At 59.7% G+C, this 13,159-nt stretch carries 11 protein-coding genes; 8 read left to right on the top strand and 3 right to left on the bottom strand.

The features are described from left to right. Positions 1-2 precede the first annotated feature (2 nt). The 7 genes from alc (at position 3) to WA145_RS14355 (ending at position 9,281) form a co-directional block, all read left to right on the top strand. The gene (alc, locus tag WA145_RS14325) at positions 3-998 is read left to right on the top strand and encodes an allantoicase (RefSeq protein ID WP_422582227.1); all 996 of its coding nucleotides are present in this window, start codon (positions 3-5) and stop codon (positions 996-998) included. 119 nt (positions 999-1,117) lie between these two features. Continuing rightward, entirely contained in the window at positions 1,118-1,621 is a 504-nt protein-coding gene (locus WA145_RS14330) for an ureidoglycolate lyase (protein WP_422582228.1), read from the top strand. Positions 1,622-1,668: 47 nt separating this feature from the next. Continuing rightward, positions 1,669-3,000, top strand: coding sequence for a urate hydroxylase PuuD (locus WA145_RS14335; RefSeq protein ID WP_422582229.1), 1,332 nt, complete (start codon positions 1,669-1,671; stop codon positions 2,998-3,000). A gap of 625 nt (positions 3,001-3,625) precedes the next feature. Then, positions 3,626-4,498 carry an outer membrane protein OmpK gene (locus tag WA145_RS14340; protein ID WP_422582230.1) on the top strand — a complete coding sequence of 291 codons (873 nt, stop codon included), beginning with the start codon at positions 3,626-3,628 and terminating at the stop codon, positions 4,496-4,498. 542 nt (positions 4,499-5,040) lie between these two features. Further along, complete coding sequence (locus WA145_RS14345) at positions 5,041-6,513, top strand: NCS1 family nucleobase:cation symporter-1 (protein ID WP_422582231.1); 1,473 nt, start codon at positions 5,041-5,043, stop codon at positions 6,511-6,513. Between the two features lie 542 nt (positions 6,514-7,055). Next, positions 7,056-7,799, top strand: coding sequence for an aspartate/glutamate racemase family protein (locus WA145_RS14350; RefSeq protein WP_422582232.1), 744 nt, complete (start codon positions 7,056-7,058; stop codon positions 7,797-7,799). Between the two features lie 120 nt (positions 7,800-7,919). Beyond that, on the top strand, positions 7,920-9,281 hold the full coding sequence (locus tag WA145_RS14355; protein WP_422582233.1) for an NCS1 family transporter: 1,362 nt from the start codon (positions 7,920-7,922) through the stop codon (positions 9,279-9,281). Between the two features lie 73 nt (positions 9,282-9,354). Here the strand turns inward: WA145_RS14355 and WA145_RS14360 are convergent, their stop codons facing one another. Both WA145_RS14360 and moaA read right to left on the bottom strand, forming a co-directional pair. Continuing rightward, positions 9,355-10,176, bottom strand: coding sequence for a transporter substrate-binding domain-containing protein (locus WA145_RS14360; protein WP_422582234.1), 822 nt, complete (start codon positions 10,174-10,176; stop codon positions 9,355-9,357). Positions 10,177-10,247: 71 nt separating this feature from the next. Beyond that, complete coding sequence (gene moaA / locus WA145_RS14365; protein WP_422582235.1) at positions 10,248-11,240, bottom strand: GTP 3',8-cyclase MoaA; 993 nt, start codon at positions 11,238-11,240, stop codon at positions 10,248-10,250. A 383-nt stretch (positions 11,241-11,623) separates the two neighbouring features. On the opposite strand from moaA, the gene WA145_RS14370 reads away from it, so the two are divergent. Then, positions 11,624-12,268, top strand: a complete 645-nt coding sequence (locus WA145_RS14370) for a TetR/AcrR family transcriptional regulator (protein WP_422582236.1) — start codon at positions 11,624-11,626, stop codon at positions 12,266-12,268. Between the two features lie 116 nt (positions 12,269-12,384). On the opposite strand, the gene WA145_RS14375 is transcribed toward WA145_RS14370, so the two are convergent. After that, the gene (locus WA145_RS14375; RefSeq protein ID WP_090386575.1) at positions 12,385-12,825 is read right to left on the bottom strand and encodes a GlcG/HbpS family heme-binding protein; all 441 of its coding nucleotides are present in this window, start codon (positions 12,823-12,825) and stop codon (positions 12,385-12,387) included. Positions 12,826-13,159: the final 334 nt, after the last annotated feature.

Consider the following 13,159-nt stretch of genomic DNA (forward strand, 5'->3'; position numbering starts at 1 on the left):
TCATGAAAGCTTACGCCGTACCCTTTGAGAAATACGTCAACCTGGCCGACGCGCGCCTGGGCACCCAGGCCATCGCGGTCACCGACGACTGGTTCGCCGACGTCAACCGTCTGTTCCAGCCGACCCCTGCGGTGTGGAAGGAAGGCGTGTTCGATGACAACGGCAAGTGGATGGATGGCTGGGAATCGCGCCGCAAGCGCTTCGAAGGTTACGACAGCGCGGTAATCCGTCTGGGCGTGCCGGGTTCAATCAAGGGCGTGGACATCGACACCAGCTTCTTCACCGGTAACTTCCCGCCATCGGCGTCCCTGGAAGGCTGCTTCGTCGCTGCAGGCGACCCGAGCGACGCCACCGAATGGACCGAAGTACTGGGCGCCGTCGAGCTGCAAGGCAACAGCCACCACTACCACGAAATCAACAATGCTCAGGCCTTCACCCACCTGCGCTTCAACATCTACCCAGACGGCGGCGTCGCTCGCCTGCGCGTCTACGGCGTACCGTTCCGCGACTGGAGCAACGTTGGCGATAACGAGCAGATCGACCTGGCTGCCGCGCTCAATGGTGGCCGTGCCCTGGCCTGCTCGGACGAACACTTCGGCCGCATGAGCAACATCCTCAACCCGGGCCGTGGCATCAACATGGGCGACGGCTGGGAAACCGCGCGCCGTCGTACCCCAGGCAACGACTGGGTGATTATCGCCCTCGGCCATCCGGGCGAGATCGAGCGCATCGTCGTCGACACCCTGCACTTCAAAGGCAACTACCCGGACAGCTGCTCGATCCAGGCGGCCTTCGTCAAAGGCGGAACCGACAGCCAGATCGAAACCCAAAGCCTGTTCTGGCGCGAACTGCTGCCAAGCCAGAAGCTGTCGATGCACGCCGAACATGAGTTCAGCGAGCAGATCAACGCCCTCGGCCCGATCACCCACGTACGGGTGAACGTGTTCCCGGACGGTGGTATCAGTCGCCTGCGCCTGTTCGGCAAAGTCGCCAAGTAAATGCATTACCTGTAGGAGCGGGCTTGCCCGCGATGCCCTTAAACATTCACAGCATCGCGGCCAAGGCCGCTCCTACAAAAGCAAAGCATCGACAACGAACTTAAAAACAGAAGACCAACATGCGCACATTGATCATCGAGCCGTTAAGCAAAGAAGCCTTCGCCCCCTTCGGTGACGTTATCGAAACCGACGGCAGCGAGTTCTTTATGATCAATAACGGCTCCACGCGCCGCTATCACAAACTGGCCACGGTCGAGACCGCACAGCCAGAGGATAAGGCGATCATCAGCATCTTCAGTGCCGAGGCCCTGGATATGCCGCTGACCGTGCGCATGCTGGAGCGTCATCCGCTGGGCAGCCAGGCGTTTATTCCGCTGCTCGGCAACCCCTTTCTGATTGTGGTCGCGCCACTTGGCGATGCACCTGAATCGGAGTTGGTCCGCGCCTTCCGCAGCAACGGCAGGCAGGGCATTAATTACCATCGCGGCGTTTGGCACCACCCGGTGCTGACGATCGAAAAGCGGGATGACTTCCTGGTGGTTGATCGCAGTGGTTCTGGCAACAACTGCGATGAGCATTTCTTTAGCGACGAGGAACAACTGCTCCTCGCCCCCCACCAATAAGAGAAGCCCAGCACCGGCGTGCCGGCACTGGGAAAGAGGTACTGATTGTGGAAGCGCATTTTACTGAGTGGCTGAACCTGGGTATCCGCTGGGTGCATATGATCACCGGCATCGCCTGGATCGGCGCATCCTTCTATTTCGTCTGGCTGGAAAACAACCTCAACCGCAGCAATCCCCGCGAAGGTTTGTCGGGTGACCTCTGGGCGATTCATGGTGGCGGCATCTACCACCTGGAAAAATACAAACTGGCCCCGCCGAAAATGCCGGAGAACCTGCATTGGTTCAAATGGGAGGCCTATGCCACCTGGCTGTCGGGCGTGGCCCTGATGCTGGTGGTCTACTACCTCAACCCGAGCCTGTACCTGGTTAAACCAGGCGTTGATCTGGCGCCGGAAATGGCCATTGCCATCGGTTTCGGCTCGATGGTCGCGGGCTACATCGCCTATCACTTCCTCTGCGATTCACCGCTGGGCAAGCGCCCGGCCCTGCTTGGCGCCGTGCTGTTCGTGCTGATCATCGCTGCCGCCTATGGCTTCAGCCAGATCTTCAGCGGCCGCGCCGCCTATATCCATGTCGGCGCCATCATCGGCACCATCATGGTCGGCAACGTATTCTTCACCATCATGCCGGCCCAGCGCGCGCTGGTTAAGGCTATCGAAGACCACACCACGCCGGACCCAACCCTGCCGGCCAAAGGCCTGCTGCGCTCGCGTCACAACAACTACTTCACCCTGCCGGTGCTGTTCATCATGATCAGTAACCACTTCCCGAGTACCTACGGCAGCCAATACAACTGGCTGATCCTGGCGGGCATCGCGATGCTGGCGGTACTGGTGCGCCACTACTTCAACACCCGCCATGACAGCAGCAAGTACGTCTGGACCCTGCCTGCCGCCGCACTGGGCATGATCTGCCTGGCATTCGTCACCGGCCCGAGCATGAAGGCCGCTGCACCGCAGCAGCCGCCAGCTGCAGGAATCAAATACGCCCCGGTACCGGCCACTGGCATCAGCGGCCACCCGGAAGTTGTCGCCAAGGCTGCCGAAGCCGCGGCCAAACCGGCAGAAGCCACAGCGGCGCCTGAGGCCAGTGCTCCCGCTGAAACGACCACTGGCGCTGGCGACTTTGCCCAGGTCAACAGCGTGATTCAGCAACGCTGCAGCGTGTGCCACTCGGCCACGCCCAGCAGCCCGATGTTCAGCGCACCGCCTGCCGGCTTTATCCTCGACACGCCGGAGCAGATCAAGGCGCAGGCCGCGAAGATTCACGCGCAAAGCGTTGCTTCGCAGATCATGCCGCTGGGCAACATCACCCAGATGACCCAGGAAGAACGTGAGCTGATCGGCTCATGGATCGACCAGGGCGCCCAGCTCAACTGATCCACCCGCATGCCGCACCCACCCTGGGTGCGGCATTTGTCTTTCGGCCAACAGCCGCACGCCCCTCCCCGCACCAGCGCTCCCTGCCACACGTCCTGTGCACGTTTTGCCGTAACGCTCAGCAATCTGACTGACGGTTGATTTTTTGTGCACAATCTTAAAATAAATTGTTTTTAACGCTGTAAACAAATTGCTATAGTCAACCAACCTGACCGCGCGGACAACTTTATCTCGCACTCAGAACAGAGGCCCGTGAAGCCTCGTGTAAGCCCATGACCATATAAGAACAACTGGCAGGCTCAAACATGACAACCCCTCACACTCCACGCACCCCAGCTCCGTCTGCGGTTAGCCACCAGCGGACCGCCACAGCGGCAGGTCGCGCACTCGGCGCTACGCCCCTGGCGACTGTTAGCGTCGCCACCCTGGCCGTTATCAGGTTTCTCCAGAAAGCCGCACGGCCAAAGCCAGCCCAGGCCGACCTGCCCAATTCACTGTACGCCGCCCTGCATGAGTTCACTGCGTCCGAGCGACCCCGTTGAGACCTCAACCTATTTGCCTGTTCGACCCTGCGGTTCGCCGCAGGCTTGAGAAACCTTGTAAGCCCAATAATAAGGAAACCATGATGAAACTGAAGCACCTGCCCCACGGCATCGCCCTCTCGGCCGGACTGTTTTCTGGTCAACAGGCCTTGGCCAGCGATGCCTTTCTCTGGCAAGACACCAGCCTCTCCTACCTTTACGGCAGCAACTTCCAGCGCCTGAACTTCAACGAAGGTGAGCAGCGCTCGCAAACCACCTTCAGCCTGGAAAACGCCAGCGGCTGGATCTGGGGTGACACGTTCTTCTTCCTCGACTACATCGACGCCGACAACGAGCAGGCGCGCGGCAGCAACTTCGGCAACCTGGATATCGACGAGAAGAGCAGTTTCTACTACATGGAATTCTCGCCACGCGTCAGCCTCAGCTGGCTGACCGGGCAGGACCTGTCCGTAGGCCCGTTGAAGGATGTGTACGCAGCCTTTACCTATGAAAAAGGCAACGGCGGCCCGGGCACCGAAAACTACCTGTACGGCATCGGCACCGCCTGGAACGCGCCAGGCTTTGCCTACCTGAACGCCAACCTGTATGCGGTAAAGGTCAACAACCACATCTTCTTCGACCATGGTTTCAAGGCTTCGGACACAGGCAACGGCCACACTTACCAACTGACCGTGAACGGTGCCTACCCGTTTGCCATTGGCGAACAGGACTTCGTGATCGACGGCTTTATCGACTGGCGCGCCCCGTCCAAGGACGCCGGCACCCAGACCTCGGTCGGCTCCTCGATCCAGATCAAATGGGATGCCGGCAAAGCGCTGTTCGGCGAAGGGCGCAAGCTGTATGTCGGTACCGAGCTGAACATGTGGCACAACAAGTACGGCATCAAACCCGTCGACGGTTCGACCGATGGTTTCGATCAGACCGCAGTGCAAGCGCTGGTGAAGTACCACTTCTAAGCGAACTCGAACACTGCCGGGTAGGCGGCAGTGGCAAGGTAAAGGGGAGCCCGGATAACGTGCTCCCCTTTTTTTGTACACAAGAAACCCTACAACCGCCAGGTCCTGCACCGGTCCTCTGCCCAGCGCTTCTGACGTGCGACTCAGCCATGGGCCGGCTGCGGGCTATCTTTGTGCTCCAGCACTAAGCTTCAAAATAGGATGCCGTTACGCCTTGGCGCTGCGAGGAGGATGACGCACCGGACGAGACAAGGCGTCTGACGGAAATACACTGCATGGCAATGCCTTAAGCCTGCTAAATGACCCTTAAACTGACCATAAAGTCAATATATTGATCACGACAATCATAAGTTTTGTGCACAATTCTATAGAAAAAAGTGTTCACAATTAATTTTTATGTGTACAACAATACTGCACTCAATCTGTTTTACGTGATCCCGGTCAAAACATCCTGGCCAGCCGAACGTGCAATGGACAGTGCCTACAACCCTGCTCAGACATGCGCCCCAGAGACGCCTATAACAAGATTTGAGGAGCTGCTCATGCCCACCGATGATTTTCGCATCAAGCAAATCGACACCTCGCTGCATAACGCAGATCTGGCCCCTCTGCCACCGGCAAAGCGCAAATGGGGCTGGTTCGAGATCTTCAACGTCTGGTCCAACGACATCCAGAGCCTGTTCGGCTACACCCTGGCCGCTACCCTGTTTATTTCCTATGGGCTGAACGGCTGGGCGGTGCTGGCCGGCATCGTCCTCGCTGGCTTTATCGTCATGGGTCTGGTGCAACTGACCGGCAAACCCAGCGTCAAGTACGGCATTCCCTTTCCGGTCATGGCCCGCGCCAGCATGGGCGTGCGCGGGGCCAACTTCCCTGCCGTGGTGCGCGGCATCGTGGCGATCTTCTGGTATGGCGTGCAGACCTATTTCGCCTCCACTGCCGTAGCCCTGCTGCTCAATTCGCTACTGGGCAGCGGGTCGGGTGCGACCTTTCTGGGCATGACCGCTATCGGCTGGGTCTCCTATGTGATCGTCTGCGTATTTCAGGTCGCCCTGTTTATCCGCGGGATCGACTGGATCACCAAGTTCCTCAACTGGGCCGGTCCGCTGGTCTACTTGGTGATGATCGCGCTGATGCTGATGATCTGGTACCAGGCCGGCCCCAGCCTGCTCAGTGAGCTGGGCGAGATCTTCCGCGGCACCGGCGAATATGCCGCCGGCCCGGTTGCCGCCTTTGTCGCAGTGGTCGGCACCATGGTCGCCTACTTCGCCGCAGTGGTGATCAACTACGGCGACTTCGCGCGCTTCGTCAAAAGCGAAAAACAGATGACCGTTGGCAACTTCCTCGGCCTGCCGGTAAGCCTGGCGATCTTCTCGCTGATTGCCCTGGTGATCACCGCTGGCACCGTGGTGGTGTTCGGCGAGACCCTGACCAACCCCACCGATATCGTCGCCCGGGTGGATAACCTGACCCTGACCATTATCGCCGCGCTGACCTTCTTCGCCGCCACGGTGGGAATCAACCTGGTGGCCAACTTCATCCCGCCGGCCTACGACATCGCCAACCTGGCACCGGCCCATATCAGCGCGCGCACCGGTGGTTTTATCACCGCGGCCATCGCCTTCTTTATCGGTGCGCTGTGGGTGTCGTTTATCAGCAACGTCGGCATCGCCGCCTTCGTTGACACCCTGGGCGCGGTGTTGGCACCGCTGTACGGCATCCTCGTTGCCGACTACTACCTGGTGCGTAAACAGCAGCTCAACCTGCAGGACCTGTTCAGCGCCGAAGCCGGCTCGACCTACTACTACAATGGCGGCTGGAACCGTAATGCCATGATCGCCTTCGGCGTGGCCTCAGTGTTCTCGGTCGCCTCGGTGTGGACCCCGGGTCTGAACGAGCTGTCCGGCTACTCCTGGCTGTTCGGTGCCATGCTCGGCGCGCTGTTCCACTACGTGCTGATGCGCAAGCACTGCGCGGCCAAAAGCGTCCCGGCTGCGGTCGGCCCGCACAGTTGAAGTGACCGCGCCCGTTGAGTGCCTGCCGCTGCGCTCAACGGGCAGCGCGGGCGCAGACTGACGCAGCGACGGAACGGGCGCTGCCTGCGGAGCACTCGCGCCGCTGCGGGCAGCCGCCAGGCTGCGGCTGCATGCCGGGCGCAGCCAACTGATCCGTTCGTCCGACGCCGCCGAAACCTGGCGCAGCGTCCCCCTGCTTATCACATCCCCGCCCCGGCGCCCGTAATCGCTGCCGCCCCGGCGCAACACGCGCAGCTGCAAAAAGAGTTATCGCCCCTCCCCCCGAATAAACACTCCCTTCAACCGGGTTTAAACGCAGTGCGCCTGGCAGCCATCGCTGGAATGCCAGGAACATCAGAAAATCTCTGTAACAGACTGATAAATAAAGGACTTATCCATAAAATCCGCATTAACCTGACCCCAAGGTCAAATTCCTAGCACAGTCAGCGCTATTTTTGTATACAAATACAAAAATATTTATTCCTAAATATAAAATTATTGTGTACAACTTTAAGCGCATCCCTTGCCCCGAAGAGGAAACCATGAAAATTCGCGTCATCAACCCCAACACCACGGCCAGCATGACCGACAAGATCGGCGAGGCCGCCAGCCGTGTCGCCGCGCCTGGAACCTTGATCGTTCCGTGCAATCCACGCAGCGGCCCGGTCTCGATCGAGAGCCATTTCGATGAGGCCATCAGCGCCGTGGGCGTTATCGAAGAAGTGCGCGCCGGCGAGCTCGAGCAAACCGATGCCTACATCCTCGCCTGCTTTGGCGATCCCGGCCTGCTGGCCGCCCGCGAACTCACGCGCGCGCCGGTGATCGGGATTGCCGAGGCGGCTTTTCACCTGGCCAGCCTGATCAGCACGCGCTTCTCGATCGTAACCACCCTCGGTCGCACCGGGATCATCGCCGAGCATTTGTTGCAGACCTACGGCTTCGCCCACCACTGCCGACGGGTACGCGCGGCAGAGATACCCGTGCTCGAACTTGAGGACAGCGGCGACCAGGCGCTGCAGCGGATCATCGACGAATGCCTGCGGGCCAAGGCCGAAGACAATATCGGCGCCATCGTCCTGGGCTGTGGTGGCATGGCCGACCTGACCGCACATATCCGCGATGCCGTTGGGCTGCCGATCATCGAAGGGGTCACCGCTGCGGTGAAGCTCGCCGAATCGCTGGTCAGCCTGGGCCTGGGCACCAGCAAGTACGGCGACCTGGACTTTCCGCGAGCGAAGGCCTTCAGCGGCCAGTTCGAACATCTCTCACACGCCAACCAGCACTAACCGGAGCCCCCCAACCCGCTCCGGTAACAGACGACTTGGCGCTTTAACACGATGGATTCGGGCAGCACACAACAAAAACAGAGGTGGACCGCACAAGGTCCCATCACCGAGGTTCATACCATGCACACTGAAAATGTCGCCTCGCAAGCGATCGACTACGCAGAACCAACAGCCGGCAAAACGGCCGGCCAAGAGTCGCTGGCCCCGCAACAACACCGCATCATGGGACGGGTTTCCTACCTGCTGGCCTGGTTCGGTGGCTGTGTTTCGATCGGCACCTTCGCCATGGGTTCGAGCATCGTCGGCACCCTCAACTTGCTGCAAACCGCACTGGCGATCGCCATCGGCTGCTTCGTCATCGGCATCGCCCTGGCCCTCAATGGCGCCGCTGGCTACAAGTACGGCATTCCGTTCATGGTCCAGGCGCGCAGCGCCTTCGGCTTCGCCGGCACCCGCTTCCCCGGCCTGGTGCGGGCGGTCCCGGCCATCGTCTGGTACGGTTTCCAGAGCTGGATCGGTGCGGCGGCTATCAATGCCGTGTCCGCCACCTTGTTCGGCTTCGACAACCTGGTGTTCTACTTTGTCGTCTTCCAGTTGCTGCAAATCGGCCTGTCGATGTTCGGTTTTCAGGGCATCAAATGGCTGGAGAACGTCGGCAGCGGCTTCATCCTGGTGTCGCTGGTGTACATGTTCTACAGCGTGATCAATCGCTACGGCGACGAGATCATGACCAAGCTGGTGAACATCGAGGGCACCTGGGGCTTGCCGTTCTGGGGCGCGACCCTGCTGTTCCTCGGCATCTACAGCACCATGATGCTCAACGTCAGCGATTACTCCCGCGAGCTGAAGAAAGGCAGCGGCCCGGGCCTGTTGACCACCCTGTATGCCATGTCGATCCTGCCCTGCACCCTGTTCATGGGATTGATCGGCCTGATGGTGTCCGGCGCCACCGGCGTCAACGACCCGATCCAGGTGTTCTCCAGCGCAGTCGACAACACGCCCCTGCTGGTGGTGACGCTGCTGTTCATCGCCTTCGCCCAGGTCACCACCAACGTGCTGAACAACGTGGTGCCGCCGACCTACATCCTGATGGACGTGTTCAAGCTGCCGTTCCGCACCTCCACCATCATCGTCGGCCTGCTCGCCTTCGGCACCTTCCCCTGGGAGCTGGTCAAGGCAGAGTCGTCGGCCGGCCTGCAGGTATTCGTGCAGACCTACTCGGCGTTCCTCGGCCCGATCTTCGCCGTGATGGTGGTGGACTACTTCATCATCCGCCGGCGCACCCTGGATGTCGGCAAATTGTATGACCCGCAAGGCCCCTATCGCGGAGTGAACTACGCCGCCATCATCGCCTCGCTGTTCGGTGCCGTGGTCGCGCTGAGCCTCTCCTCGGTGTCCTGGTACGCCAGCCTGATCCCGGCCGGCCTCAGCTACTACCTGCTGATGCGCCACTGGCCGGCCTGCCAGCGCTTCCGCAGCTGAATCACTTGCCATAGCCCTGCCACAATGCCGACCCGAGTCGGCAATGTGGCAACTCGCTGGGCAAAACGGCCAATCAGCTCCCGCCCGCTTCCCTGGTTTTTTGCCGCTCCAAGAAATCCAGCTTCCATTGCTCCACGCCTATATGCTCCGAGTCGAGGTTGGCCTCGACCCGGTAACGGCCCTTCAGCTCAGCTATGGCGCGCTGTTCATCCAGCAGAAAGCGATCAAAGCGCTGCATAAACGCCGCATGTTTGAGGGTCGACAGCTTGAAGCTGCCACGGTTATGCGGCAGCTGCGCGTCGAAGATCAGCGCGCCCGGCCGTGCGCGGATGTTGTCCAGGTAATGAGTCGCCACCACCACGTTAAAGTAAGCGCCATCGGTGTCTTTCTTCAGCGCCTGACGGATCATCTGGCGTAGATCATCGCTGTAGGTCAGCTCGATCTGCCCGGCATTGATTCGCTCCTGATAGCCCCAGGGCGTCCAGCCATTGACCATGGCCAGGCGCGTGATCTGCTCGATGGGCTGGCCATGGCGCTGCGGTGCAACCAGCACGCCATCCACATACTCGACCACGCCCTGGCTGTAGCTCAGGGACTTACCGGCTTTCTGCTCCTGCGCCCAGGTTTCACTGTCGGGGTATTTGAAATCCACCTGGCCGCTAAGCAGCGCGGGCAACAGCTGCTCAACGGGCAGCACCTTGTAGCTCAGCTCCACCCCGCTGGTCTTCGCGAACAAATCAAACAGCTCACGGGCAAAGCCCTGGTACAGACCTTGCGCATCGATGCTGTAGTGCGGCGCAAAGGCCAGTTTCTCTACACCAATCACATAGCTTTCAGCGCTGACCGCGCTGGAACAGACAACGGCGAACAAACTGCAGACGTGCGAGGGCTTCACAGCAAACCTCCTGCTCAATTGTGAGAGTGGAACGAAGGAACCGCCCAAGGCGGTGAGGAAGCGGCTAAGGGTTAGCCGCCGGTCATGCTCATAAAGCGAATAACCTGCACCTGGGCATCTGTCTCGAAGTGGTGACGCTCGGGTTTCAGTTGCAAGGCCTGCATCAGGGCCTCGCGCAGGCGCTGACTATCGCCGGGATGGGCACGCATCAGGCCTTTCAGGTCCAGGGCATTCTCATGGCCCAGGCACAGCACCAGTTTGCCCTCGGCGGTGACCCGTACGCGGTTACAGTCGCCGCAGAAGTTGTGGCTGTGCGGTGAGATAAAACCAACCTGGGTATCGCTGCCAACCACCTGCCAGTAGCGCGACGGGCCACCGGTCTGCTTGCTGCTGCGCACCAGGGCATGGCGTTGTTCGATGCGTTCACGCACCTCATCGCTGGAGCAGAAGGTCTGCTCGCGCTGGTGGCTGGAAATGCTGCCCAACGGCATTTCTTCGATAAAGCTGATGTCCAGGCCCCGCGCCATGGCGAACTCGACCAGGTCGAGCACCTCGTCATCGTTGCGGCCTTTCTGCACCACGGCATTGAGCTTGATCTTGCGAAAGCCGGCGGCGCGGGCGGTGTCGATACCTGCCAGCACCTGGTCGAGCTTGTCGCGCCGGGTAAAGGCGGCAAAGCGCTCGCGCTGCAACGAATCGAGGCTGACATTCAGGCGCTTGACCCCGGCCGCACGCAATTCGCCGGCCATCTCGTGAAGCTGCGAACCATTGGTAGTAATGGCCAGGTCTTCCAGCTCCGGGCGCTGGCCCAGGCGGCTCAACAGGCTGAGCAGGTTCTTGCGCACCAGCGGCTCGCCACCGGTGATGCGGATGCGTTTGACCCCCAGGCCAATAAAGGCGTCCGCCACGGCATAGAGCTCTTCGAGGCTGAGGATCTGCTCGCGCGGGGCGAACTGCATGTCCTCACTCATGCAATAGGTGCAGCGGAAATCACAGCGATCGGTAACCGATAACCGTAGATAGGTGATGCGCCGACCGAAGGGGTCAACTAGCTGATGGTTCACGGCATATCTCCTGAGAACCGATTCAAAGTCTGCTGCGCGTCGGTCCTGCTGCGTTGAAAACAGGCCCTAATGCTCATGTCCAAATGTACATTCCGCTTTCTCACCGCTTTGACCAGCCGCAGGCTATTACTAACCTAGCGCCTTGCATGGCTCTGGCTCGCGAGACTTTGCACAGGCTCTGATGCTCAACGAGCCGAGACTTTTGGTTATGAATGCATATGGGGAGATAAAAACAGAAAAACTAAATTTTGTATACAACAACCTGACCTGCAAGTCAGATAGCCCGCCAGAGCCCAGCCCACAAGCCTTGAGCGCCGCGCAAAGCCGGTGCTACCATCCCCGCGCTGCCCAGCGACGGGCGTTCGACAGAAGCACAGAGGCTTATGACCAGTATTCGCGAGCGTAACAGAGAGCTGATTTTACGCGCAGCCAGTGAGGAGTTCGCCGACAAGGGCTTTGCTGCCAGCAAAACCAGCGATATCGCCGCCAAGGCCGGGGTGCCCAAGCCCAACGTCTACTACTACTTCAAGTCGAAAGAAAACCTCTATCGCGAAGTGCTGGAAAGCATTATCGAACCGCTGCTAGAAGCCTCCGCGCCGTTCAATCAACCGGGAAGACCCGCCGACGTACTGCGCGGCTATATCCGCTCGAAGATCCGCATCTCCCGCGAACTGCCGTTTGCCTCCAAGGTTTTCGCCAGCGAAATTATGCATGGCGCGCCGCACCTGTCCGCCGACCAGACCGCGCAGCTGAATGCCCAGGCCAAGCACAATATTTCCTGCATCCAGGGCTGGATCGACCAGGGCCTGATGGCCAAGGTTGACCCCCATCACCTGCTGTTCAGCATCTGGGCCGCAACCCAGACCTACGCCGACTTCGACTGGCAGATTTCCACCGTAACCGGCAAAACCAGCCTGGACGAAGCCGACTACGAAGCCGCCGCACAGACCATCATCCGCCTGGTGATCAAGGGCTGCGAGATCGACGAAACCCAGCCCAGCACCTCCGAGCAGGTCAGCAACGCGTAAGCCTGGTTATCCGCCCGGCCCTTGGTTTGAGGCAACAATTAATAAAAAACGGTGAATGCCGCAAAGCATTCACCGTTTTTTATTGCGCCTCTAATCGCGGCTCAAGCCGCGCATCATCAAGCGGCGATACCCGCATCCGGCTTAAGCCCTACCGACTCCACCGCGCTGACCGCACACTGCTCATCGATATCCGAGGTGTCACCGGTGATGCCCACTGCGCCAATCACCTCGCCGCGCTCATCACGAATCAACACGCCACCCGGTGCCGGCACCAGCTGACCGTCAGCCAGGTTGTTGACCGCACCGATAAACGCCGGGCGTTGCTGCGCATCGGCGGCGATCAGGCGTGAGCCCTTGCCCAGTGCCAATGCGCCCCAGGCCTTGCCGATGGCGATTTGCGGGCGCAGCAGGCTGGCGCCGTCCTCACGCTGCAGGCTGATCAGGTGGCCGCCGGCATCCAGCACCGCCACAGTCAGCGGTGCTGCAGAAATTTCCCGGCCGACCGCCAGGGCGCGGTTACTGATGGTGGTGGCGATTTGTAGATTCAACGTACTCATGTTGGGTCTTCCTCGATGCTGATTAACCCTACGAAACACCCGGTGCTGCGCCGTCAATGAAGACGGTTGACAGCGGCCGGGCAATCCAAAGCTCAGCGCCACTATCTCACTAGAAACAAAAAACTCAATAGACGAATACAATACAAACATTATTTGTATACATTTATTCGTAATGGTTTCCGCAGCAGATCAAGCACCCCAGCTAAAACGGCCGTTTTAAAAGATTTTTGCCAGATAGCGCCTCGACGACAAAACGTATTGACCAGAAGGTCAGACCATGAATAGAATCCAAGCCAGCTGTTTTGTATACAATCTGATAACAAACGAGGCACAA

This window comes from Pseudomonas sp. (assembly GCF_049301935.1).
Taxonomy (GTDB): domain Bacteria; phylum Pseudomonadota; class Gammaproteobacteria; order Pseudomonadales; family Pseudomonadaceae; genus Aquipseudomonas.

Coding starts and splice junctions, on each gene's coding strand:
- alc (WP_422582227.1), top strand. CDS start 3: ATGAAAGCTTACGCCGTACCCTTTGAGAAATACGTCAACCTGGCCGAC.
- WA145_RS14330 (WP_422582228.1), top strand. CDS start 1,118: ATGCGCACATTGATCATCGAGCCGTTAAGCAAAGAAGCCTTCGCCCCC.
- WA145_RS14340 (WP_422582230.1), top strand. CDS start 3,626: ATGAAACTGAAGCACCTGCCCCACGGCATCGCCCTCTCGGCCGGACTG.
- WA145_RS14345 (WP_422582231.1), top strand. CDS start 5,041: ATGCCCACCGATGATTTTCGCATCAAGCAAATCGACACCTCGCTGCAT.
- WA145_RS14350 (WP_422582232.1), top strand. CDS start 7,056: ATGAAAATTCGCGTCATCAACCCCAACACCACGGCCAGCATGACCGAC.
- WA145_RS14355 (WP_422582233.1), top strand. CDS start 7,920: ATGCACACTGAAAATGTCGCCTCGCAAGCGATCGACTACGCAGAACCA.
- WA145_RS14370 (WP_422582236.1), top strand. CDS start 11,624: ATGACCAGTATTCGCGAGCGTAACAGAGAGCTGATTTTACGCGCAGCC.
- WA145_RS14375 (WP_090386575.1), bottom strand. CDS start 12,825: ATGAGTACGTTGAATCTACAAATCGCCACCACCATCAGTAACCGCGCC.